The following is a 22,057-nucleotide window of genomic DNA, read 5'->3' on the forward strand; positions in this document are numbered from 1 at the left end:
CGACCGGGTGAGCGCCGTCCCCCGTCAGTGCGGAGCTGTACCCCCGGCTGTGGCGGCGGCGGCGTACCTGGTGGACAGCGTGGCGAACGCCTCCGCCAGCTGCGGCGGGCCGACCACGTGGATCCCGGTGTCGAACCGGCCGATCGTCGCCGCCGGCCCCACCCACGACCAGGCGCCGAGGGAGAGCCGGCAGCGCCCGTCGTCGATCGCCTCGACGAGCCCGTCGAGCGCGAACGGGGGACCTCGGCGGCGGGCAGGTCCAGCTCGACCACCCCGGAGCACGGCCAGGCGTCGGCGCCCGCCGAACCCGTGAACCGCGCCCTCACGAACGCCGCGACGTCGCCTCCCGGGAGCGCGCGGGGAGCGAAGCGCCTCCTGCCCGGTCAGTAGTAGGGGGAGCCGGTGCCGTCCGCGGCACCGGCCGCGCGGAGGTTGCGCCGCTGGGCGTCCTGCAGGTGGCTGGTCACCGTCTCGCAGATCCACCGCAGCGGACCGGCAGTCGCCAGGTCCTCCTCCGCGGGCGCTTCAGGACGGCGTCCCGACGCGCCGCACGCGGTGGCCAGCGCGGCGACCGCAGCGGCCTCGGGTGGGACGTCGTCCGGACGCTCCCCGTCGGCGGGGTCGGGCACGTCCGCGTGGTCCAGGTCGTCGTAGCGACGGCCCACGAGGGTGCGCCGGACGGCCCAGCGGCCGGCCTCGACCGCGGCGTCGGCGACGTCCTCCATCCGGACGCCCCCGTTGTCGAGCCACCACACCAGCGGACGCTCCGGCTCCACCTCGATGGCGGCCAGCAACCGGTCCGCGGGCAGGAAGCCGGTGGGGGTGGTGTCGATGGCGACGCTGGCGGCCTCGTCGACCAGCCGGCCGGCGCGCGCCAGGTCGACGAGCAGGGCCCCGCGGGCGGCCGTGTCCCAGATGTCGAAGTCCCGCAACCGGCCGCCGTCGGTCAGGCAGAGGGCGGCCAGCCGCACGGCCACACCGGTGCTCAGGTCCACGACGACGTCCGGGGCGGCTGCATGACCGGAGGCTAGGGGCCCGCCCGGTCCGGGGGTTACACCCGCGCGAGGGAAACCGCCTGCCGGGGCCCCACCTAGACTCCGCAGACGTGCCCCGTGAACCGAAGATCGCGCCGAGCCTGCTGTCGGCGGACTTCGCGCGGCTGGCGGACGAGACCGCCCGCGTCGCGAGCGCGGACTGGTTGCACTTCGACGTCATGGACGCCCACTTCGTCCCCAACCTGACGTTCGGCCTGCCCGTCATGAAGGCGGTCCAGGCGGTCAGCCCCGTCCCGCTCGACTGCCACCTCATGATCGAGGATCCGGAGCGCTGGGCGCCGGAGTACGCCGAGGCCGGGGCGCGCAACGTCACGGTGCACGCCGAGGCCTGCACCGACCCCCGCGGCGTCGCCCGCGACATCCGGGCCGCCGGTGCGCTGGCCGGGCTGGCGCTCAAGCCGGGGACGCCGCTGGAGGACCACCTGGACGTGCTCGTGGACTTCGACACGCTGCTGGTCATGAGCGTCGAGCCGGGCTTCGGGGGGCAGTCCTTCATCAGCGACGTCCTGACCAAGGTGCGGACCGCCCGCCGGCTGGTCGACGCCGGCGACCTGACGCTGATCGTCGAGATCGACGGCGGCATCAACGCCGACACCATCGAGCAGGCGGCCGAGGCCGGCGTCGACATGTTCGTGGCAGGGTCCGCCGTCTACGGCGCCGACGACCCGGACAAGGCCATCGCCGCCCTGCGCGAGCAGGCCGCCGCGGCCATCCGCGGGTGAGCGCCACCTCCGCCGAGTCCCGCGCCATGCAGCGGGCGCGCGAGTCCAGCGCCATGCAGCGGGCGCGCGAGCTCGGCGCCGCCGTCCTCGGCACGACCAGTCCCAATCCGGCCGTGGGCGCCGTCGTGCTCGCCGCCGACGGCACGCCGGTGGGGGAGGGGGCCACCCGGCCGCCCGGGGGTCCGCACGCGGAGGTCGTCGCCTTGGCGCAGGCCGGCGAGCGGGCCCGCGGGGGCACCGCCGTGGTCACCCTCGAGCCGTGCGCGCACACCGGACGCACCGGCCCGTGCGCCGACGCACTGATCGCCGCCGGGATCGCCCGCGTGGTGGTCGCCGTGCCCGAGCCGACCGAGCTCGCCGGCGGGGGAGCCGACCGCCTGCGGGCCGCGGGCATCGAGGTCGAGCTCGGCGTCGGGCAGGCGGAGGCGGAGCACGGTGCGCTGGCGCCCTGGCTGACCGGCGTCCGGGAGCACCGGCCGTTCGTCGTCTGGAAGGTCGCGGCCACCCTCGACGGCCGGGTCGCCGCCGATGACGGCACCAGCCGCTGGATCACCGGCGAGGTGGCGCGCGCCGCCGTCCACCGGCTGCGGGCCACCTGCGACGCCGTCGTCGTCGGTTCCGGGACGGCGCTGACCGACGACCCCCAGCTCACCGTCCGCGACGCGGACGGGCGGCCTTCCGGGCACCAGCCGCTGCGGGTCGTCGTCGACCGCCGCGGACGGGTGCCCGCAACCGCGCGGCTGCACGACGATGCGGCTCCCACGCTCGTCAGCCGCGCCGGGACCCCGGAGGCGCTGCTCGCCGAGCTCTTCGACCGCGACGTCCGACGGGTCCTCCTGGAGGGCGGTCCCACCCTGGCCGCTGCCTTCCTCCGCGCCGGGCTGGTGGACGAGGCCGTCGTGCACCTCGCACCCAGCCTGCTGGGCGCCGGCGCCTCACTCGTGGGGGACCTGGGAATCAGCACGATGGCCCGAGCGCTGTCCTTCTCGATCGTCGATCTCCTCCCGCTGGGCGGGGACGTGCAGATCCGGCTGCGCCCCACCCGGCACACTGGTGGGGACCAGCACGCGGACGGAGGGAGCTGAGGTGTTCACCGGGATCGTCGAAGAGGTGGGCACCCTCGTGGTCCGCGAGGACCAGTCGGATGCCGCTGTCCTGCGCATCCGCGCCACGCGCGTGCTCGAGGACGTCTCCCTCGGTGACTCCATCGCCGTCAACGGCGTCTGCCTCACCGTGACCGGGGTGTCCGGCGACGTGTGGAGCACCGACGTGATGGCCGAGACGCTGTCCCGCAGCAGCCTCGGCCGCGCCGGGGCCGGCGAGCCGGTCAACCTGGAGCGCGCCGTCACGCCGCACACCCGCCTGGGCGGGCACATGATGCAGGGCCACGTCGACGGCGTCGGCCGCATCCTGGCCCGCGACCCCGGCGAGCACTGGGAGGTCGTCCGGATCGCCCTGCCGTCCGGGCTGGCCCGCTACGTCGTCGAGAAGGGTTCCATCGCCGTCGACGGCGTCTCCCTCACCGTCAGCGCGGTCAGTGCCGCCGACCTCCCCGAGCCCTGGTTCGAGGTCAGTCTCATCCCCACCACCCTCCGGGAGACCACGCTCGGCGCGCGCGCCCCGGGGGAGCCCGTCAACCTGGAGGTCGACGTGATCGCCAAGTACGTGGAACGACTGCTGGGGGCATCACGATGACCACGCCGCTGGGACGGCTCGACTCGATCGAGACCGCGATCGCCGCCATCAAGAGCGGCCGGCCCGTCGTCGTCATCGACGACGAGGACCGCGAGAACGAGGGCGACCTGATCTTCGCCTCCGAGCTCGCCACCCCGGAGCTCGTGGCCTTCATGGTCCGGTACACCTCCGGCTACATCTGCGTGGCGGTCACCGAGGCCGACGCCGACCGGCTGGACCTGCCGCCCATGTTCCGCGTCAACCAGGACCGCCACGGCACCGCGTACACGGTCACCGTCGACGCCCGCGAGGGAGTCAGCACGGGCATCTCCGCCTCGGACCGGGCGACCACCATCCGGACGCTCGCCGCGGCCGACACCACCGCCCAGGACCTGAGCCGCCCCGGCCACATCGTGCCGCTGCGCGCCAAGGACGGCGGCGTGCTGCGCCGGCCCGGGCACACGGAGGCGGCCGTGGACCTCGCCGTCCTCGCCGGGCTGCGCCCCTCGGGCACGCTGTGCGAGATCGTCAGCGAGAAGGACCCCACCGGCATGGCCCGCGGCGAGGAGCTGCGGGTGTTCGCCGACGAGCACGACCTGGTGATGGTCTCGATCGCCGACCTCATCGCCTACCGGAAGCGCTTCGACAAGCTCGTGGAGCGGGTCGCCGAGGCGACCGTCCCGCTGGCGCCCGGCGTCTTCACCGCCGTCGGCTACTCGAGCTCCTACGACGACCGCGAGCACGTGGCCTTCGTCTACGGCGACATCGGCGACGGCGAGGACGTCCTCGTCCGCGTCCACTCCGAGTGCCTCACCGGCGACGTGTTCGGCTCGCTGCGGTGCGACTGCGGACCGCAGCTGCAGGCCGCGCTGGCGGCCGTGGCCCGGGAGGGGCGCGGCGTCGTGCTCTACATCCGCGGCCACGAGGGCCGCGGCATCGGCCTCCTGCACAAGCTGCAGGCCTACCAGTTGCAGGACCTCGGCGCGGACACCGTGGACGCCAACCTCGACCTCGGGCTGCCGGCCGACGCGCGCGACTACGGGACCGGCGCGCAGATCCTGGTCGACCTCGGCGTGCACACGATGCGGCTGCTGACCAACAACCCGGCGAAGCGGGCCGGGCTGGAGGGCTACGGCCTGCGCATCCTGGGCCGGGTGTCGCTGCCCAGCCACGTCACCGCGGAGAACCTCAGCTACCTGCGCACCAAGCGCGACCGGATGGGCCACCTCCTCGACATCATCGAGCCGCCGGCCAGCCTCGAGGAGACGGCGGGCGCGCCGGCGACCGTGCCGGGCACCGACGTGCCCCTCGGACAGCAGGAGCAGACGCTGTGAGTGGTAGCGGTGCGCCCGTCGTCGAGCCGGTCGAGGCGGCCGGGCTGACCCTCGGCATCGTCGCCACCACCTGGCACGCCGAGATCACCGACCAGCTGCTGGCGCGCGCCCTCGAGGCGGCGCGGGCCAGCGGCATCCCCGACCCCACGGTCGTGCGCGCACCCGGAGCCGTCGAGCTTCCGGTGGTCGCGCAGGCACTGGCCGAGCGGCACGACGCCGTCGTCGCGCTCGGCGTGGTCATCCGCGGCGGCACGCCGCACTTCGAGTACGTCTGCGACGCCGTCACCGCGGGCCTCACGCGGGTGGCGCTGGACGCCGGCAAGCCGGTGGGCAACGGGGTTCTCACGTGCGACACCGAGGACCAGGCGCGGGACCGGGCGGGGCTGCCCGGATCGGCGGAGGACAAGGGCTGGGAGGCCGCGATCGCTTCGCTCGCCACGGCGTTGACCCTGCGGGAGCTGCGCGTCCCGCCCCGGGCGACCGGCTTCGCGGCGTCGCCCGCCGGGATCATGCGGGACGGCCGGCGATGAAGACCTTCGACGAGCTGTTCGCGGAGCTGTCGGCGAAGGTGGCGGCCGCCGACCCGGCGTCGGGGACGGTGCAGGCCGTGCGGGACGGCGTCCACGCCGCGGGCAAGAAGGTCGTCGAGGAGGCCTCCGAGTCCTGGATGGCCGCCGAGCACGAGTCGGGCGAGCGGACGGCGGAGGAGATCAGCCAGCTCCTCTATCGGGTGCAGGTGCTCATGCTGACGCGGGGTCTGACGCTCGACGACGTCTACGCTCACCTCTGAATGTAAGGACCCTCGAGCCCCCACGACACGCTCCGCGCGCCGCGGGTCCCTGCTCGAGGGCCGCCCTGTCATCTCACGTCCGAGGAGACCTCGAGTGCTGCGCATCGCCGTGCCGAACAAGGGCGTCCTGAGCGAGCCCGCGGCCGAGATGCTCGCCGAGAGCGGCTACCGGCAGCGGCGCAGCACCAAGGACCTCGCGGTCTACGACCCGGACAACGACACCGAGTTCTTCTACCTGCGTCCGCGTGACATCGCCGTCTACGTCGCCGCCGGCACCCTCGACGTCGGGATCACCGGCCGGGACATGCTGCTGGAGACCGCGCCGGACGACGGGGAGGGCCCCGCGGCGGTCGAGGTCATGTCGCTGGGCTTCGGGCGGTCCTCCTTCCGCTTCGCCTCGCCCGTGGAGTCGGGCATCGACCGGGTGGACCAGCTGGCCGGGAAGCGGATCGCCACGGCCTACCCCGTGCTCCTGCTGCGCTTCCTCGAGGAGTCGGGGATCAAGGCCGACGTGGTGAAGCTGGACGGCGCCGTCGAGACCGCCTGCCGGCTGGGCGTCGCCGACGCGGTCTGCGACGTCGTCGAGACCGGGACGACGCTGCGGGCGGCCGGGCTGCGCATCATCGGCGATCCCGTGCTGACCAGCGAGGCGATCCTGGTGCGCCGCGAGGGGGCCGAGGAGATCCCCGCCGTGGCCCAGCTGCGGCGCCGGCTGCGCGGCGTCCTCGTGGCCCGGCAGTACGTGATGCTCGACTACGACTGCCCGAACGAGATCCTGGCCCAGGCCACCGCGATCACGCCCGGCATCGAGGGCCCCACGGTCAGCCCGCTGCAGACGCCGGGCTGGTCCGCGGTCCGGGCGATGGTGACGAAGGCCGACACCAACCGGGTCATGGACGAGCTGTGGGAGCTCGGCGCCCGCGCCATCCTCGTCACGAGCATCCACGCCTCCCGGATCTGAGGAAGACCCCCACGTGCCCCCCGCCCGGCGCGGGGGCCGGATGCGCCGGGCCTTGATCGCCGCCTCGCTCGTGATCGCCGGTTGCGGCTCGGAGGACGACGGCCCGGGCACCCGGTTCCCGTCCATGGAAGCCACCGGCTCCGTCGCGGACCGCTGGCTCCAGATCACCGTGGACCCCGGGGACGGCGCGGCCCCGCAGACGTACACGCTGGTGTGCGACGGGACCGACGGCGCCGCACACCCGGACCCTGCGGCCGCGTGCGCCCACCTGGAGACGCTGGACGACCCGTTCGCGCCGCTGCCCGACGACGTCGCGTGCACCCAGCAGTACGGCGGCCCGCAGACCGCGAGCGTCACGGGCCGCTGGGACGCCGCAGCGGTGGACCGCACGTTCTCGCGCACCGACGGCTGCCGCATCGCGCAGTGGGACGGGCTCGGACCGTTGTTGCCCGCCCTCGGTGACTGAGGCGCCGGAGTAGGCGCCGTGCCGGCGCGGACATCGACAGGCCCCTCCCGGCTGGTGTCGGGAGGGGCCGATGCGTGCGGACGATCAGTTACCGACGGAGTCGCGATCCCAGTCGTTGGCCGCCTCGAGCAGGCTGTCGTCGATGATGCCGTCGATGTCCACCGGTTCGTCGAGCTCGCCGAAGGCGATGAGCTGGTCCTGCAACGACGACCAGGCATCGGGCCGGAGCTCGCCGTACTGATCGCCGACCGGGTGCCAGAGGTCGAGCCCGGCGCTGAAGAGGGCCTCGCCGAAGGCCTCGTCCTGCCACTCGTCCGGAACCCGTTCGCGCAGGATCTCCTCGACCCGGTCAGGGTCCTCCAGCCCCAGATGGGTGGCCTTGGCGTAGGCCCGGAGGAAGCCCTCGATCGCCTCCCGATCAGACTCGAGCTTCTCCCGCGAGACCACCATGACCTGGGTCGGGCTCTCGTCGAGGGCGTCCGGCGTGATGTTGCGGGTCTCAATACCGGCCGCCTGCATCGCCGAGAAGTCCAGCAGCGAGCCGGCGAAGGCATCCAGGTTCCCCGACTGGAGCTCGTTGGCGAGTGTCGGACCGCTAGTGCCGACCACGACCAGTTCGACGTCGTCGAGGGAAAGTCCCTCGGCTTCCAGGGCGGTCCCGACCAGCGGGCGCTCCTCGTCGGAGGCCATGCCGATCGTGGCGCCGTCGAGGTCCGCGACCGACTGGACGTCGCTGTCGCCCGGCACGACCAGTCCCTCGGCGCTGGCGGTCAGGACGTCGTAGACCGCGGCGATCTCGCGACCGGTGGCCGCGGCGAAGAGCACCTCGGCACCACCGGCGATGCCGATGTCGGCGTTGCCGCTCACCACCAGGGTGGACGTCGGCACGTCCTCGCTCGACGGGGCCAGCTCGACGGCCAGCCCCTCCTCCTCGAAGAAACCCAGCTCGTCGGCGACGACGTAGGCGTAGAACGCCATCGACTCAGGGGTCGGCTGGGCGTAGACGAGGGTGGTGAGCCCGGAGTCCGCCGAGGCGTCTCCGTCGTCGCCGCCGCCGCACGCCGCGACGGCGGTCAGGAGCACGGACGTGCCAACGGCGGCGAGCGCCCTGTTCGTGCGTGTACGCATGCGATGTCCTCTCGGTGCTCGGGTCAGTGGGGGTGGGATCCGGTCGTGACCGTGCCGGCGTGCTGAGGGGTTGACGACGACGTCCCGGTGCCGTCGCGGCCAGCCCTCGCCCGGCTGCGCGCGTTGAGCCGGTCCTCGTGGTTCCAGAACACGAGGACCCGGTCCAGGAGCTCCATGGCGCCGTAGAAGAGCAAGCCCAGGAGGGTCAGGACGAGGACGACGGCGAAGGCGTCCGCGGTGGCCAACTGGTAGCTGAAGCGCTGCACGAGGAGCCCCAAACCGTTCTGCGCCGAGATGAACTCGCCGACGACCGCCCCGATCAGGGCCAGCGTCATCGCGGTCTTCAGGCCGGCCATCACGACGGGCAGGGCGCTCGGGAGCATGAGCTTGGTGAACGTCTCGCGACGACTCGCTCCGAGGGAGCGGAACATCTCCCGTGCGTCCGGATCCACCACGAGCAGGCCGGCCAGCGTGTTGACGAAGACCGGGAAGAAGCAGATGAGGGCAGCGATCGCGATCTTCGAGCCGTAGCCGAAGCCCAGCCAGGCGATGAGGATCGGCGCGATGGCGATCAGCGGGGTCACCTGCAGGCTGATGACGTACGGGTAGAGCATGCTGCGGAGGAAGGGGGAAAGGCTGCAGGCGGCCGCGGTGATCGCCCCCAGAGCCGCCCCAATCGCGAATCCCGCCAGGGTCTCGATCACGGTCGCCTTCAGGTGCACCCACAGGAGACCCGACGAGACCAGATCGACGAAGGCCTCGGCGATGGCGCTGGGGGCGGGCAGCACGAAGGAGCTCACCCAGCCGGCGGCGAGGGCCACCTCACACAGGACGACGAGGACGACGAGGAACCCGAGCGGGGCCGCGATGCGAGCGGTGCGGGAGGGGGAGCCGGTCACGCCGTGACCTCCTGCCCGGCCGCGGCTGCGTCGAGCGTGGCCCGAGCGCGGCCGAGCAGCTGCACGTAGTCGATCGACCCGAGCATCGCCAGCGAACGGGGACGTTCGAGGGGGATGTCGAGGACACCCGCCAGCCGTCCCGGGCGAGGTGACATCACGATCACCCGATCTGCCAACAGGACCGCCTCGGCCAGATTGTGGGTGACCAGCAGGACGGTGGGTTCCAAGCGCTCGTGGACTGCCAGCAGCTCCAGGTTCAGGCGCTCCCTGGTCAGCTCGTCAACGGCACCGAACGGCTCGTCGAGCAGAAGGACGTCGGCACCGATGAGCAGCAGGCGCGCCAGGGCGACGCGCTGCTGCATGCCGCCGGAGAGCTGCCTCGGGTAGGAGTGCTCAAACCCCCGCAGGCCGACGAGCTCCAGCCATTCGCGCGCCTGCGCCTCGCCCGTCCCGCGTCGGTTCGGGCCTACTTCGGTCGGCAGCAGCACGTTTTCCAGCGCCGTCCGCCACGGCAGCAGCGCCGGCTTCTGGAACATCATCCCGACGTCCTGCCGAGGCGACGTCACCTCGTCGCCGTGGACCCGCAGCTCACCGGCGTCGCGCGGCAGCAGGCCCGCCACCATCCGCAGGAAGGTGGACTTCCCGCATCCGCTCGGTCCGACCAGCGCGATGAACTCGCCCGGACGCACGCGGAGGTCGAAGTCCTCGACGGCGACCGTGCCGCTGTCGAAGACCTTCGAGACACCGTCGGCGGTCACCGACCATGGTCGGGCGAGCTGCCGGTCGTCCACGCGGGATCCTCCTTCGATTGTCTGTCCCGAGACGGTGACGTACGCCACCGGCATCGGGAAGACAGATTTTGTGATATCGCGCATCCGCTTGGTGGATGGACGACGCCGTGCGGGGTCGGCGCCGTCGACGGTCAGTCGTCGCCGGCGGCCTCGTGTGCCGCACGAAGCACGAGACCGCGCAGGAAGACGTGCTCCGGGTCCCGGTCGTACATGGGGTGCCACCACATCGCAGCGACGAGTGGTTCGAGGTCCAGCGGGCACGTGACGGTACGGACCCCGGCATCACGGGGGAGCAGGGCCGCGAGCCGCTCCTGGATCAGGGCGATCCGGCCGCTGCCGGTGACCAGCGCCGGCACGGTGTAGAAGCTCTCGGTCACCACCTGGACATTCAGCTCGACACCCTGCATGCGCATCCGCTGGGCGATCGCCGTCGAGGCCGTGGGGCCGTAGTAGGCCGCCACCCAGGACAGGGAGGCCACCTGCTCGACCGTGAGGTGGTCGCCCACGTCCTCGTTGTCGGCCGACACCAGGCAGGTCCACGAGTCGCGGTACAGGTCCGTGTGCGGGAGCCCCGAGATGAAGCCGTGCGGCAGGACCATGAGGTCAGCCGTCAGCAGGGCCTGCTCGGCCCGATCCACCATGTGCGGGGCGTTGTGGGCGAGGCGGAGCCGAGCCGACGGGGCCTGCTCGCTCAGCAGCTGGATCAGCCGCCCGCCGAGGACGGCGCTGCTGTAGTCGCTCATCAGCACGCTGTACTCGCGGGTGGAAGCGGCCGGGGCGAACTCCGACTGGGCGCCGAAGACGCGCTCGGCGCCCTCGAGGGTGACGCGCACCGGCTCCTTGAGCCGGTCGGCCAGAGGTGTCAGGCGGTAGTCGTTGCCGAAGCGGGCGAGCAGGTCGTCACCGAAATGTCGGCGCAGCCTGGCCAGCGCCGCCGACATCGCCGGTTGGCTCAGTCCGACCTGTTGCGCCGCTCGGGTCACCCCCCGCTGGGTCAGCAACGCGTCGAGCGCGACCAGCAGGTTGAGGTCCAGGTTGGCGAGGTTCACGGTCGCGGACCCTATCCACGCGATGGATGCGACGCATCACCCATTGCATCTTCCCTGATACCGACTTGCCCGTCGACCGTGTCCTAGTCGCCGACTACTGGAGGAAAGACGTGCCCCCTGCTGCCCGAGAGGGACGTTCTCGCGAGCCGGTCGCCCCCGCCGTCGCCGGCGCCGCGACCGACTCGTGGGGCACCCCCGCCCGCCGTCCCGTCGTCGACGTGCACGCGCACGCCCTGCTGCCGGAAGTCGAGGCCGTCGTCGCGGGAGCGGAGGGACTGGCCGGGCACCGAGCCCTCGACGCCCGGCGCAACGGCGCCGGGTCGATGTCGGTCTCGGGCGCGATGATCGCCGAGCGGTGGGAGCAGCTCACCGACGGCGCACGACGGATGGCGGACATGGACGCCGCGGGTGTGGACGTCCAGGTGATCAGTCCGTCGCCGTCCCACTACCACTACTGGGCCGATCGTGACCTGGCTCGCATGGTGTGGACCACGGCCAACCAGCGCATCGCTGAGCTGGTCGCGGAGCATCCCGACCGGCTGTCCGGACTCGGCCTCGTGCCGCTGCAGCACCCCGACCTCTGCGTGGAGGCGCTCGATGACGCCGTCGAGCGGCGGCTCATCGGCATCGAGATCTCCTCCTTCGCCCCCGGTCACCCGGCCGGGACGCCTGCGGTCGAACTCTCGGATGCACGACTGGACCCGCTCTGGGCACGGGCTGCGGAGCTCGACGTCGTGGTCTTCCTGCACCCGTTCGGCTGCTCGCTCGACGAGCGGCTGGACCGCTTCTACCTCTCGAACACGGTGGGGCAGCCGGTGGAGAACGCGGTGGCGCTCTCCCATCTCGTCTTCTCCGGAGTCCTGGACCGCCACTCGGGACTGCGCGTCGTCGCGGCCCACGGGGGCGGCTACCTGCCCACCTACCTCGGGCGCTCCGACCACGCCTGGACGGTCCGATCCGAGGCGCGGGGGTGCGAGCAGCTCCCGAGCAGCTACCTGAAGCGGATGTGGTTCGACTCGCTGGTGCACACGCCGGAGGCCTTGCGCGCGCTCGTGCAGGCGGTGGGCGCCGATCGAGTCGTGTTGGGCAGCGACTACCCCTTCGACATGGGAGTGGCCGACCCTGTCGGACGGGTGCTCGCAGCTGGTTTGGGTGACGCCGTCGACCAGGCAGTCCTGGGGGTCAATGCCAGCGCGCTCGGGCTGCTCCCGGCGCCCGTGCCCCAAGTGGGCGACGGTGTCGTCGTTCCGACGAACTGATGGTCGCTCGCCCCTGATGCGGTGCCTGCCGCTGCCGGCCCCGTGGCCCAGCGGTCAGTGCCGGGTGGTGCGCTCCACCAGGTCGATGGCCGTCGACAGGCCGAGCGCCATGGCGCGGCCACTCGTCGCGCCGGTGGCGAGCAGGCCGTCGATCGCCGGGCCGAGCGGCCGCTCGCCGACCAGGCCGTGCAGGACCGCCGCGTACTCCGCGCTGACGCGACCGCAGGCGGCGTGCCGGAGCAGCGCCCGCGACAGCTCGGTCGTGCGCCCGGCCGCCAGCGCGTAGACCCCGGCCGCGAACCGCTCGGCCGACGGGTGACCGAGGAGCACGAGCCCGGCGATGGTGCCGGCCATGACGTCGTCGCCGGCGGGAGTCAGGCCAGGGCCCAGACCGATCAGCCGGGTGGCCGTGCGCAGCGCGGCGTCGAGGTCCGCACGCCGGACGGCGCCCCGCAGCGCCGCCAGCGGTCCACCGGGCCCGACGGGCAGGCCGGGGAGGGTGAAGGCGCTGTGCGGGACGCCCTCGCCGTAGAGCGCGTTGCGCAGCTGTCGCACGCCCTCGGGCAGGAGCGCCGGGCGCAGGCTCGGCAGCTTCGGCCGCGGGTTCCACCAGGCGGCCGCGCTGACGGCGAGGTCGCCGACGACGATGCGGCCTCCGCCGACCTCCGCCGGCGCTCCCGGGGGCAGGGCCACCAGCGGCCGGCCGTTGCTCGGCCGGAAGAGCACGCATCCCAGCGGGAGCCGGGCGGCGTCGCTGGTCATGATCCCGACGACGTCGCCGCCGCGGTCGGTCGAGACGTGCAGGTACACGGCGGCCGGCAGGCTCAGCAGTACCCGTGCGGGGCGGACGGGTCCGCGCAGCAACTCGGCGATGCCGGTGCTGGCGCCCGCCGGAACGGCGGTGGCCGCCCGCGAGGGACGGGCCGTGCGGGCGGTCGCCTGCGCGGACTCGCGGGGGAGGGGGATGGTCGGCACTCCGGCGCGCGCAGCGCGACCGCGCTGCGATTCACCCGATTCGTGGCGGTCTACCGAGGCTGTGGTCTCGTCGATGGTGCGCATGTCGGCCCTTCGTCTCAGGGACGACGGGAGGCGCCCATACCCCCCGCCTGGCCGGTGCCGCGGATGTCCGTGGACGGGAGGGGTGGGTGGTCGCCGGGATGCGACGACGGCCTACCATCCAGCGAACGAGTGGACCGGGTCTCGAACCTATTCGGCGCGTCGCATGCCGTCTCATGGCGGAACTCGCCAAGAATGGACCCCGGCGTCCAGGGACTCCTGACAGCTTCGGGTGGTATGGCAACCTGGACCGCAACATGAGGGGGATGCTTCGTGACCCAGGGTGATGCTTCACTCGTTGCCCCGACGCACCGTGACGGGTCGATCCCTTTCCGGCGTAACTGGGCTGTCGACGAGTCGCGCGTCGAGGTGCCGCGGGACGACCGCACCAGCTGGCAGGAGCGGATGGGGCTCACGGTGGAGGAGACCCTCCAGCTCCCGGGGCTCGCCGGCGCGTCGGTGGCTGCCGGTGCTGCGGGCCTGGGCCGCGTCGTCCGCCACATGGTCGTCGACGACCCGGCCGATCCGCTGGCCGCGGCGGGTCCCGACGTGCTCGTCGTCCTCGGTGCGCGGCTGCCCCCCGCGGACGCCGCCAATTACCGCGCCCTCGTCGAGCGCCTGGACTCGATGGGCACGGCGGCGCTGGCGTTCCGCCGCACCGAGGGCCCGGCGCCGCTCCCCGGAGAGGTGCTCGCGGAGGCGGAGCGACGTGGTCTGCCGGTGCTCGCCCTCCCGGCCGGGGTCCGGCTCGACGACCTGGTGTCCCGGGTCCTCGGCGCGGTCGTCAGCAAGCAGAGCCAGGCCCTCGCGCTCTCCTCCCGCATGGACGACGAGTTCATGGAGGTGGCGCTCACCGGGGGCGGGCTCGCCGAGGTGGCCGCCCGGCTGGCCGTGATGATGGACGGCGCCGCCGTCCTCGGGCTGGGCCCGGACCGCGAGGTCGTCACCAGCGCGGGGCCGCGGGCGGACGTCGCAGAGATCAGCGACTGGCTGTGGCTCCTGGACGCCGCCGCCGACGACGAGCTGGCGGCCATGACGCCCTCGCGCCGGCTCTCCGGCGTCCGCGCCGACCAGACCGTGGTGACGCCGGCCGACGTGCTGGCCGACGCGGACCTGTCTCCGGCCGACGGCATCCTGCTCGTCCCCGGTCACCACGAGCTGCCGGGCGGCGTGGGGGAGTACGCCGTCGCGCCAATCATGGCCGGCGAGCAGCGGCACGGCTGGCTGGTCGCGGTGCACCGGACCGGCGCGATGATGCTCGGCGCCGGAGGCGTGCTCGAGCGCGCCGCCGTCATCGCCGCGCTCTCGGTGATCCGCCTGCAGGCGGTGCACTCCGTGGAGCTCCGCTTCCAGGGCGACCTGGTGCGCCGGCTGGTGGGCGGTTCCGTCGGCCACACCGAGCGCACGCTGGCCTACACCCGTTCCTTCGGCTGGCGCCTCGACGGGCCCGTCGCCGTGCTGGTGACCGCCACCGAGACGGTCGCGGACGCCGCCGCCGACCCGACCAAGGCGCTCGACGTCCTCGACCGGCTCGCCGACGGATGGCGGGCCGCGCTGGAGCCGGAGGTGGCCGGCGCGGCCGTCGCCGGGCTGGCCACCGAGATCGTCACCCTGCTGCCGCTGGACGGTCGGACCGCGGAGGAGCTGTCGGCCCTGGTGTCCGCGGTGTCCTCGCGCGTCAACGGCCGGCTCCGCCGGGTGGGCCGCGTGCTCGGGACCGGGATCGGCCGGCCGGCTGACTCGCTCTCCGCGCTCGCCGAGGCCCACCGGCAGGCGCAGCGGGCGCTCGGCGTCGGTCAGGAGATCCACGGCGGCTCCGCGGTGACCCACTTCGACCAGCTCGGCGTCTTCCGCCTGCTGTCGCTGATCCCGGACAGCACGGAGCTGCGGACCTACGTCGACGAGGTGCTGGGCCCGCTGGCCGACGCCGCCGACGCTGACTCCGCGGACCTCCGCGAGACGCTCCGCGTCCTGCTGGAGACGAACCTCAACGTGGCGGAGTCCGCCCGCCGCCTGCACTTCCACTACAACACGATGCGGTACCGGATCGGCAAGCTGGAGCGGATGCTGGGCCCCTTCACCACCGACCCGACCCTCCGGCTCAACCTCCTGCTCGCCCTGCACGCCGCGCGGATGCGCGGGCTGGACCAGCCGCACCGGCCGCCCGTCGAGGCCGGGATGGCGATGCCGCAGGACGACGGCCTCGACGCCCTCCTCTGACGAAGGACCCCTTGCCCCCCACCGCTCGCACGCCCGCGGCGGGCCCGTGCGCGGGGGCCGGGGCGTGACGGACGGCGTGGCCGCGCTGGTGGCCCGGATGGAGCTGCTGCTGGACCAGGTGGCGGGCGACGGGGACCCGGCGCGGTTCTTCCTGGGGACATACCTCCGCACGACCCGGGCGGTCGGCGCTGCGCTGACCGCCGGCCGGTTCGAGGACCCGGACTGGGTGGCGGAGTGGGACGTCGACTTCGCGGGGTTCTACCTCGACGCCCTGGAGATCCACCGTGCGACGCCCCACGCGGTGGCCGCGCCCTGGCGGCGGGCGTTCGGCGCGGATCCGGGCCTGCCGCCCGAGGCGCACGTCCTGCTCGGGATGAATGCGCACATCAACTACGACCTCCCGCAGTCGCTGATCGCCGTCATCCCGCCCGAGGACTTCGCGGCGCCGTCCCTCATGGACCGCCGTCGGAGGGACCACGAGCGGATCGACGACGTCCTGGCCGCCCGCGTGGCGGAGGAGGACCTCGCCCTGCAGCGGGCGGGCGGACGACGGACCTGGCTGGAGCACCTCCTCGCCCCCGTCAATCGGAGGGCGAGCCGGCTCTTCCTGCGCGAGTCACGCCGCAAGGTGTGGGCGAACACCGCCGCCCTCCACGAAGCGCGGCTCGCAGGCGCCGGTGCCTACGCCCTCCGCCTCGCCGACCTGGAGGCGGCCAGCGCGGCGCGCGTCGGCGACCTGCTGCGGCCCGGGCCCGTGCTCGTGCGACTGGCCGTGCACGGCTTCGGCGTCACGCTGGCCTAGGACGGCTGCTGGCTGCCCTGCTGACGGCGGACCATCTCGTTGATCCAGATCGGCGCGAACGGGGACGTGCAGTTCGGGGGCGTCGGGTGGTCCTCGAGCACGCGGAGGCGCTCCCCGATGTCGATCGCGCGGGCGCGGTGCTCGGCGTGCTCGATGCCGATCTGCGCCAGGCAGTGGTTCATCGCCCACTGGAGCCGGTCGGGGGCGTTCTTCATCTCCGCCTCGACGACGTCGAGCAGGCCGGGGAGGTCGAGCCCCTCGGGCTTCTTCGCCACCCGTTCGGTGGTGAGCGCCCAGCCGGCGCTCGCCACCACCGGATCCGGATCGGCCGTCCAGGCGACGCGCAGGTCCTCGGCGTGCGGGTTCTTCTTCACCACGTAGTTCACGAGCCAGTCGTGCACCTTGGGTGTTCGCGCCTGGCGCAGCATGGCGTCGAGCTCGGCGCGCTCGAACGCCTTGGGCCGGCAGATCAGCAGCGCCAGCAGCCGCGCCGCGGTGTCGCCCGTCCGCCAGAGCTCGCGCGCGAGCTCCTGCTGCGTCTTCAGCCGCTTCGCGAGCGCGCGGAGCTGACCCAGGTTCACCCCGTGGTCGTCACCGTGCCGCTCGTTGACCTCCCGCGCCCTCGGGTCCTCGAGCGCGGCCAGCTCGGCCATCACCCCGGCTACCGACACCTCCGTCACCGTCATGTCGGCCACCGTAGTGATGGCCCCGTCCGGAGGCTCGCCGCGAACCTGCGAGTGGCGAAAGGCCCCGTCCAGGGCGGGGAGGACGGGGTCCTTCCTGGGGTCCTTACTCAGTCGTGGAAGACCTCGATGTGCGCGCCCATCTCGACCAGGCGCTCGTACAGGTGCTCGTAGCCGCGGGCGATGATGTCGACGTTGCGCAGGACCGAGGTCCCCTTGGCCGCCAGCATCGCCAGCAGGATGACCACCGCCGGGCGCAGCGCCGGCGGGCAGACGACCTCCGCGCTGGACCACCGGGTGGGGCCGTTCACGAGCACGCGGTGCGGGTCCATGAGCCGCACGTCGGCGCCGAGGCGGGTCAGGTCGGACAGGTGGATCGCCCGGTTGTCGTAGACCCAGTCGTGGATCAGCGTCGATCCACTCGCCTGCGCGGCGATGACGGCGAAGAAGGGCAGGTTGTCGATGTTGAGGCCCGGGAACGGCATCGGGTGGATCTTGTCGATGGGGGCGTGCAGCTCCGAGGGCCGGATGGTGATGTCGGCCAGCCGGGTGTGCCCGTTGTCGGCGAGGTACTCGGGGGAGAGGTCGTACCGCAGCCCCATCTCGGCCAGGACCGCCAGCTCGATCTCCAGGAAGTCGATCGGCGCCCGCTGCACGGTCAATTCCGACTTCGTGACGATGCCGGCGGTCAGCAGGCTCATCGCCTCGACCGGGTCCTCGCTGATCGTGTAGTCGACGTCGGCGTCGAGCACCGGCCGTCCGTGGACGACGAGCGTCGTCGTCCCGAGGCCCTCGATGCCGACGCCCAGCAGCTCCAGGTACAGGCAGAGGTCCTGGACCATGTAGTTGGAGCTGGCGTTGCGGATGACCGTGGTGCCGTCGGTGCGCGCGGCGGCCAGCAGCGCGTTCTCGGTCACCGTGTCCCCGCGTTCGGTGAGCACGATGGCGCGGGCCGGCGCACCGGCGTGCTGCACGGTCGCGTGGTACTCACCGGCCCTGGCCTCGACCTCCAGGCCGAAGGGGCGGAGCGCGATCATGTGCGGCTGGACGGTGCGCGTGCCGAGGTCGCAGCCGCCGGCATAGGGCAGCTCGAAGGTCTGCGCGCGGTGCAGCAGGGGGCCCAGGAACATGATGATGCTGCGCGTCCGCCGTGCGGCGTCCGCGTCGATCGCGGCCAGGTCCAGCTCGTCCGGGACGACGAGGGTGAGGTCGTGCCCCGACTCGTCCCAGACGGCGGAGACGCCGATGGAGCGGAGGACGTCGAGGATGCGCTCCACCTCGACGATGCGGGCCACGTTGCGCAGAGTCGTCCGGCCGCGGTTGAGCAGCGCCGCGCAGAGCAGGGCGACGGCGGCGTTCTTCGAGGACTTTACCGTCACGCTGCCCTGCAGCGGGTGGCCGCCCGCGACACGCAGGTGCGTGGGCCCGGTGGGACCGAGGCTGATCAACTCGCTCTCCAGGGCCGCCGACAGCCGCCCCAGCAGTTCGAGCGTGAGGTTCTGGTTGCCCTGCTCGATCCGCGCGATGGCGCTCTGGCTGGTGCCCAGGCGCTCGGCGAGCTGCTGCTGCGTCAGGCCACGGTGGCGGCGGGCGTCGCGGACCAGGGAACCGATCCGCCGCATGGCGCTGGACTCGCGCGCCCGTCCGTCAGCGGTGTCGGTGGGGGTGTCGGTGAGCGTCACGGCCGCACACGTTATCTCTCTTGTGAGATAGCGCCGGGTTGCGACCCGCAGGGGACGGCGAACGCGCCAGACTGCGGCCATGGACGTTCTGGTGACCGGAGGTACGGGGCGGCTCGGACAGCGGCTGGTCGGGCCGCTGCGAGAGGCCGGGCACGGCGTGAAGCAGATGTCGCGACGGGGAACCGGCCCGGGTGGCGTCCGCGGCGACCTGTCCTCCGGCTTCGATCTGCGGGCTGCGCTGGCGGGGGCCGAGCTGGTCGTGCACGCCGCCAGCGACCCCCAGGGCGATCCGTGGCAGGTCGACGTCGCGGGCACGCGCCGCCTGGTGGAGGCGGTGGACCGGGACCGCCTGCGCCACCTCGTGTACGTCTCGATCGTCGGGGTCGACCGCATCCCGTACGGCTACTACCGCGCGAAGTTCGCCGCGGAGCAGGTGCTGCTGGCGTCCGGGCTGCCGGTCACGCTGCTGCGGGTCACCCAGTTCCACGACTTCGTCGACTTCCTGCTCGACAGCGCGCGCAAGGGACCCGTGCTCCCCGTGCCGATGGGGTGGCGGGTGCAGCCGGTCGACGTGGGGGACGTCGCGCAGCACGTCGTGGACGTCGTGGGCCGGCCGGCAACGGGTGGCGTGGTCGAGTACGGAGGCCCCGAGGAGCTCGCCGTGGCCGACCTCGCCCGCGCGTGGGCGGCGGCCCGTGCGCCGGGCGCGCACGTCGTCGCGACGCCCGTGCCCGGCAAGCTGGGGTCCGCCTTCCGCGACGGTGCGGCGGTACCCGCTGGTGGTGAGAAAGGGCGGCGGACCTACGCCGAGCACCTCCAGCACTGAGCACCTCCAGCACTGAGCACCTCCAGCACCGGGCACCGGGACCGGGCTCCACGGGGCAGGCGGGACGGGCGCATTCCTGCCAGATGCCGTGGCACATCAGCCGGTCCGGCAGCGACGTCCGATATCCGCCGGACGGCGTCGGAACGCGCGCCTACTGTCCCTCCGTGAGCATCCAGACCCCCGTCCTCGCCCGCCCCGGCACGTCGCCCGACGGCAGGACGATCGCCGCCGTCGTGGTGACCGTGCTCGCCTGGGCGTCGGCCTTCGTGGCCATCCGGGGGGTGGGGGAGGACCTCTCGCCGGGAGCGCTCGCACTCGGCCGGCTGCTCGTCGGCACGGCGGTCCTCGGGCTGCTCATGCTGGGCCGCGGCTGGGTGCGGCCCCAGGGTCGGGAGTGGGGCCTGCTGGCCGTCTGTGGCATCGGCTGGTTCGGCATCTACAACGTGGCGCTCAACGCCGCGGAGCAGCACCTCGACGCCGGCACCACCGCGATGCTGGTCAACATCGGCCCGATCCTGATCGCCGTCTTCGCCGGACTGCTCCTGGGGGAGGGATTCCCGCGCTGGCTCGTCGTGGGCATCACCGTGGCCTTCGCGGGCGTGATCCTCATCGGGCTGGCCACCCGCAGCGCCGACACCGACGTCGTGGGGGTGGTGCTCTGCGTCGTCGCCGCCGTCACCTATGCCGCCGGTGTGGTCGCGCAGAAGCCGCTGCTGCGCCGGCTGCCCGGCCTGCAGGTGACCTTCATGGCCTGCGCGACCGGCGCGGTGTGCTGCCTCCCGTGGGCCGGCGCCCTGGTCGACGACCTCCGTGCGGCTCCCGCCGGGTCGGTCATCGGCATGGTCTACCTGGGTGTGGTCCCCACCGCCCTGGCGTTCAGCACCTGGGCCTACGCGCTGCGACGGATGGACGCCGGACGGCTCGGCGTCACCACCTACGTCGTGCCGCCGCTGGTCATCCTGCTCGGCTGGGTGCTGCTGGACGAGGTGCCGCCGACGCTGGCGATCGTCGGCGGCGCCGTGTGTCTCGCCGGTGTCGCCCTGTCCCGTCGCCGGGGCCGGCCCAGGCCGCCGGTACCGGCCGCTCAGGAAGCCGGCGCCACGACCTGAGCCGGGGGCAGGCGTCAGTCCCGGCGCCGCCCAGGGCTGGCCCAGGGGTCCTCGGTGTCCAGCTCGTCGGCGTCGTCGGCGTCGTCGGCACTATTCGCGTCCGGGGCGGTCCCGGGATCGACGCGCCGCGCCCGTGCCTCCAGGGCGGCGTCGCGCGCACGGGCCCGCTCCTCGCGCTCGGCCCGGGCACGGTCGCGCTCCTCCTGGCGTCCGACGCCGGCGGGCCCGCCCAGGCGCCACAGCGCCACCCCGGTGAGCGCGAGCCCCAGGGGCAGCGGATAGGCCGCCACTCGCTCCGTCCCACCCTCTCCGAGGTAGCCGGTCACGCCGAACACGAAGAAGGCCGTCGCCGCCGTCGCGACCAGCCCGAGCAGCGCCAGCGTCGTCCCCAGGGCCTCCGACCGGGGGCGCACGGCGTAGGCGAGGGCGATGAGTCCCAGCCCGCCGCCCACGAGGTACAGGACGGCGCCGATCGCGTGCATGGTCGAGTTGCCGTCGGTCGGGAAGACCCCGACCAGCAGGACCCCCACGCCCGCCGCCCCGAGCAGGGCAGGAGCGACCCGCCCGGCGCTGCGGAGCAGCGTGGGGCGCAGCAGGACGGCACCGGCGAGGATCAGCGCCGCCTGGACGACGAAGGACGCGTTCATCAGCTGCCGCGCCGCCGAATCCGACGCACCCAGCGCGCTGATGACGTCGTCCACCCGCGAGTAGGAACCGTCGAAGCGAACCTCCGCGACGGTCTCGACCACGAAGAACTGGAGGGTGAGCAGCCAGGCCAGCGCGCCCCAGCCGCGGCGGTTCGGGTTCACGGCGCCCATCGTCCCAGGCCCGGCTGCCCGGCTCGGTCCAGCACGGCCGCGTACTCCTGCGCCGACAGCCAGGACGGATTGCTGCCGGCGGGCATCCGCAGCACCTCGGCGTCCCGCATGCGGGGGTCGGCGAGCAGCTCGACCCGCGGGACCGGGACGTCGAGCAGCGTCAGCCGGACCGGCACCACGGGGCCGTCGGCGCGTTCCTCGACGTCACCGGCCACCTCGCCGAGCGCGTGGACGCCGGGGCGGTCGCGACCGCTCAACCAGAGCAGACAGGGCTGCCCCGGCGCCATCAGCGCCAGCCGGTAGGAGCGGCGCACGCACCGGTCCAGGTCCCGCGCCGCCGTCGCCGTCCAGCCGGGGTCGATCGCCGACGGCGGGCGGGTGGTCTTGAGCACCCAGCAGGCGACGTCGCCGGGGGACAGCCGGCGCACGCCACCTGCCGGCGGCCGGACGTTCAGTCGGTCGCGGAGTGGCGCTCGGCACCGGCGGGGTCGGCGTCGTCCGAGCCGACGGCCTGGCGCTCCAACTCGGTGCGGTGCTCGAGCACCTCGTCGCCGGGGTGCGGGTCCTTCGCGTGCTGGGTGCGGTCCCGGGTCACGTTCTCCTCGGGCTGGATGACGTCGTCGAGGTTCGGGGTGTCGTGCGGGCCGGTCATCGTCGCTCTTTCCTCTGGGGTCGTCCTCAGGAGTGGTCGGTCGCGCCGGACCCATAGCCGTCACCGGGATCGGCTAACCGC

At 73.4% G+C, this 22,057-nt stretch carries 25 protein-coding genes; 13 read left to right on the top strand and 12 right to left on the bottom strand.

Features of this window, described 5'->3' with window-relative positions:
* Nucleotides 1-24 precede the first annotated feature (24 nt).
* The gene (locus tag CRP30_RS20000; protein ID WP_097185781.1) at nucleotides 25-282 is read right to left on the bottom strand and encodes a WYL domain-containing protein; all 258 of its coding nucleotides are present in this window, start codon (nucleotides 280-282) and stop codon (nucleotides 25-27) included.
* 101 nt (nucleotides 283-383) lie between these two features.
* Nucleotides 384-995, bottom strand: a complete 612-nt coding sequence (locus CRP30_RS20005; protein WP_097185782.1) for a hypothetical protein — start codon at nucleotides 993-995, stop codon at nucleotides 384-386.
* 110 nt (nucleotides 996-1,105) lie between these two features.
* On the opposite strand from CRP30_RS20005, the gene rpe reads away from it, so the two are divergent.
* From rpe to CRP30_RS20045, 8 genes are all read left to right on the top strand, one after another.
* Entirely contained in the window at nucleotides 1,106-1,777 is a 672-nt protein-coding gene (gene rpe / locus CRP30_RS20010) for a ribulose-phosphate 3-epimerase (protein WP_097185783.1), read from the top strand.
* A complete protein-coding gene (gene ribD, locus CRP30_RS20015) occupies nucleotides 1,774-2,862 on the top strand; it encodes a bifunctional diaminohydroxyphosphoribosylaminopyrimidine deaminase/5-amino-6-(5-phosphoribosylamino)uracil reductase RibD (RefSeq protein ID WP_235003573.1) in 1,089 nt (362 codons plus the stop codon). The genes rpe and ribD overlap by 4 nt, the downstream gene beginning before the upstream one ends.
* Before the next feature lies 1 nt (nucleotide 2,863).
* Complete coding sequence (locus CRP30_RS20020; protein WP_097185784.1) at nucleotides 2,864-3,472, top strand: riboflavin synthase; 609 nt, start codon at nucleotides 2,864-2,866, stop codon at nucleotides 3,470-3,472.
* The gene (locus CRP30_RS20025; protein ID WP_097185785.1) at nucleotides 3,469-4,785 is read left to right on the top strand and encodes a bifunctional 3,4-dihydroxy-2-butanone-4-phosphate synthase/GTP cyclohydrolase II; all 1,317 of its coding nucleotides are present in this window, start codon (nucleotides 3,469-3,471) and stop codon (nucleotides 4,783-4,785) included. The genes CRP30_RS20020 and CRP30_RS20025 overlap by 4 nt, the downstream gene beginning before the upstream one ends.
* Entirely contained in the window at nucleotides 4,782-5,315 is a 534-nt protein-coding gene (ribH, locus tag CRP30_RS20030; protein ID WP_097185786.1) for a 6,7-dimethyl-8-ribityllumazine synthase, read from the top strand. Before CRP30_RS20025 ends, ribH begins: the two co-directional genes overlap by 4 nt.
* Nucleotides 5,312-5,575 carry a phosphoribosyl-ATP diphosphatase gene (locus CRP30_RS20035; RefSeq protein WP_097185787.1) on the top strand — a complete coding sequence of 88 codons (264 nt, stop codon included), beginning with the start codon at nucleotides 5,312-5,314 and terminating at the stop codon, nucleotides 5,573-5,575. Before ribH ends, CRP30_RS20035 begins: the two co-directional genes overlap by 4 nt.
* A 94-nt stretch (nucleotides 5,576-5,669) precedes the next feature.
* Nucleotides 5,670-6,536 (top strand): ATP phosphoribosyltransferase, encoded by an 867-nt coding sequence (gene hisG, locus CRP30_RS20040; RefSeq protein WP_097185788.1) that lies wholly within the window; start codon nucleotides 5,670-5,672, stop codon nucleotides 6,534-6,536.
* Nucleotides 6,537-6,549: 13 nt separating this feature from the next.
* Nucleotides 6,550-7,002, top strand: a complete 453-nt coding sequence (locus tag CRP30_RS20045; protein ID WP_200814872.1) for an SSI family serine proteinase inhibitor — start codon at nucleotides 6,550-6,552, stop codon at nucleotides 7,000-7,002.
* Nucleotides 7,003-7,086: 84 nt separating this feature from the next.
* Here CRP30_RS20045 and CRP30_RS20050 read toward each other — a convergent pair whose 3' ends face one another.
* From CRP30_RS20050 to CRP30_RS20065, 4 genes are read right to left on the bottom strand one after another with little or no spacing between them, the layout of a single operon-like run.
* Nucleotides 7,087-8,130, bottom strand: coding sequence for an ABC transporter substrate-binding protein (locus CRP30_RS20050; protein ID WP_097185790.1), 1,044 nt, complete (start codon nucleotides 8,128-8,130; stop codon nucleotides 7,087-7,089).
* A 23-nt stretch (nucleotides 8,131-8,153) separates the two neighbouring features.
* On the bottom strand, nucleotides 8,154-9,029 hold the full coding sequence (locus tag CRP30_RS20055; protein WP_097185791.1) for an ABC transporter permease: 876 nt from the start codon (nucleotides 9,027-9,029) through the stop codon (nucleotides 8,154-8,156).
* Complete coding sequence (locus tag CRP30_RS20060; protein ID WP_235003574.1) at nucleotides 9,026-9,904, bottom strand: ABC transporter ATP-binding protein; 879 nt, start codon at nucleotides 9,902-9,904, stop codon at nucleotides 9,026-9,028. The genes CRP30_RS20055 and CRP30_RS20060 overlap by 4 nt, the downstream gene beginning before the upstream one ends.
* A gap of 47 nt (nucleotides 9,905-9,951) precedes the next feature.
* On the bottom strand, nucleotides 9,952-10,869 hold the full coding sequence (locus CRP30_RS20065; protein WP_097185793.1) for a LysR family transcriptional regulator: 918 nt from the start codon (nucleotides 10,867-10,869) through the stop codon (nucleotides 9,952-9,954).
* Between the two features lie 110 nt (nucleotides 10,870-10,979).
* Here CRP30_RS20065 and CRP30_RS20070 point away from each other — a divergent pair, with 110 nt between their 5' ends.
* On the top strand, nucleotides 10,980-12,128 hold the full coding sequence (locus CRP30_RS20070) for an amidohydrolase family protein (protein WP_200814874.1): 1,149 nt from the start codon (nucleotides 10,980-10,982) through the stop codon (nucleotides 12,126-12,128).
* Between the two features lie 54 nt (nucleotides 12,129-12,182).
* Here the strand turns inward: CRP30_RS20070 and CRP30_RS20075 are convergent, their stop codons facing one another.
* Nucleotides 12,183-13,103 (bottom strand): oxamate carbamoyltransferase subunit AllH family protein, encoded by a 921-nt coding sequence (locus CRP30_RS20075; RefSeq protein WP_235003575.1) that lies wholly within the window; start codon nucleotides 13,101-13,103, stop codon nucleotides 12,183-12,185.
* 450 nt (nucleotides 13,104-13,553) lie between these two features.
* Here CRP30_RS20075 and CRP30_RS20080 point away from each other — a divergent pair, with 450 nt between their 5' ends.
* On the top strand, nucleotides 13,554-15,404 hold the full coding sequence (locus CRP30_RS20080) for a helix-turn-helix domain-containing protein (protein WP_235003576.1): 1,851 nt from the start codon (nucleotides 13,554-13,556) through the stop codon (nucleotides 15,402-15,404).
* A 64-nt stretch (nucleotides 15,405-15,468) separates the two neighbouring features.
* Nucleotides 15,469-16,206: a DUF5995 family protein gene (locus tag CRP30_RS20085; RefSeq protein ID WP_097185796.1), complete on the top strand. Its 738-nt coding sequence runs from the start codon at nucleotides 15,469-15,471 to the stop codon at nucleotides 16,204-16,206.
* On the opposite strand, the gene CRP30_RS20090 is transcribed toward CRP30_RS20085, so the two are convergent.
* Nucleotides 16,203-16,892, bottom strand: a complete 690-nt coding sequence (locus CRP30_RS20090; protein WP_097185865.1) for a DNA alkylation repair protein — start codon at nucleotides 16,890-16,892, stop codon at nucleotides 16,203-16,205. The two genes, CRP30_RS20085 and CRP30_RS20090, sit on opposite strands and share 4 nt — an antisense overlap.
* Nucleotides 16,893-16,999: 107 nt before the next feature.
* The gene (locus CRP30_RS20095; protein ID WP_235003577.1) at nucleotides 17,000-18,571 is read right to left on the bottom strand and encodes a helix-turn-helix domain-containing protein; all 1,572 of its coding nucleotides are present in this window, start codon (nucleotides 18,569-18,571) and stop codon (nucleotides 17,000-17,002) included.
* Nucleotides 18,572-18,650: 79 nt separating this feature from the next.
* On the opposite strand from CRP30_RS20095, the gene CRP30_RS20100 reads away from it, so the two are divergent.
* Nucleotides 18,651-19,397: an SDR family oxidoreductase gene (locus CRP30_RS20100; RefSeq protein WP_097185798.1), complete on the top strand. Its 747-nt coding sequence runs from the start codon at nucleotides 18,651-18,653 to the stop codon at nucleotides 19,395-19,397.
* 164 nt (nucleotides 19,398-19,561) lie between these two features.
* Nucleotides 19,562-20,506, top strand: coding sequence for a DMT family transporter (locus CRP30_RS20105; protein ID WP_235003578.1), 945 nt, complete (start codon nucleotides 19,562-19,564; stop codon nucleotides 20,504-20,506).
* A gap of 14 nt (nucleotides 20,507-20,520) precedes the next feature.
* On the opposite strand, the gene CRP30_RS20110 is transcribed toward CRP30_RS20105, so the two are convergent.
* The 3 genes from CRP30_RS20110 to CRP30_RS20120 are packed head-to-tail and all read right to left on the bottom strand — an operon-like array spanning nucleotide 20,521 to nucleotide 21,976.
* On the bottom strand, nucleotides 20,521-21,324 hold the full coding sequence (locus CRP30_RS20110; protein ID WP_097185800.1) for a DUF998 domain-containing protein: 804 nt from the start codon (nucleotides 21,322-21,324) through the stop codon (nucleotides 20,521-20,523).
* Entirely contained in the window at nucleotides 21,312-21,752 is a 441-nt protein-coding gene (locus tag CRP30_RS20115; protein ID WP_097185801.1) for a hypothetical protein, read from the bottom strand. The genes CRP30_RS20110 and CRP30_RS20115 overlap by 13 nt, the downstream gene beginning before the upstream one ends.
* Before the next feature lie 23 nt (nucleotides 21,753-21,775).
* Nucleotides 21,776-21,976 (bottom strand): hypothetical protein, encoded by a 201-nt coding sequence (locus CRP30_RS20120; protein WP_097185802.1) that lies wholly within the window; start codon nucleotides 21,974-21,976, stop codon nucleotides 21,776-21,778.
* Between the last annotated feature and the right edge of the window lie 81 nt (nucleotides 21,977-22,057).

It is taken from the genome of Blastococcus haudaquaticus (genome assembly GCF_900230285.1).
Lineage (GTDB): Bacteria > Actinomycetota > Actinomycetes > Mycobacteriales > Geodermatophilaceae > Blastococcus_B > Blastococcus_B haudaquaticus.

Bases quoted from the DNA above. Each gene is read 5' to 3' on its own strand.
- CRP30_RS20025 (WP_097185785.1), top strand. From the start codon at position 3,469: ATGACCACGCCGCTGGGACGGCTCGACTCGATCGAGACCGCGATCGCC.
- CRP30_RS20035 (WP_097185787.1), top strand. From the start codon at position 5,312: ATGAAGACCTTCGACGAGCTGTTCGCGGAGCTGTCGGCGAAGGTGGCG.
- CRP30_RS20050 (WP_097185790.1), bottom strand. From the start codon at position 8,130: ATGCGTACACGCACGAACAGGGCGCTCGCCGCCGTTGGCACGTCCGTG.
- CRP30_RS20060 (WP_235003574.1), bottom strand. From the start codon at position 9,904: ATGCGCGATATCACAAAATCTGTCTTCCCGATGCCGGTGGCGTACGTC.
- CRP30_RS20090 (WP_097185865.1), bottom strand. From the start codon at position 16,892: ATGACGGTGACGGAGGTGTCGGTAGCCGGGGTGATGGCCGAGCTGGCC.
- CRP30_RS20100 (WP_097185798.1), top strand. From the start codon at position 18,651: ATGGACGTTCTGGTGACCGGAGGTACGGGGCGGCTCGGACAGCGGCTG.
- CRP30_RS20110 (WP_097185800.1), bottom strand. From the start codon at position 21,324: ATGGGCGCCGTGAACCCGAACCGCCGCGGCTGGGGCGCGCTGGCCTGG.
- CRP30_RS20120 (WP_097185802.1), bottom strand. From the start codon at position 21,976: ATGACCGGCCCGCACGACACCCCGAACCTCGACGACGTCATCCAGCCC.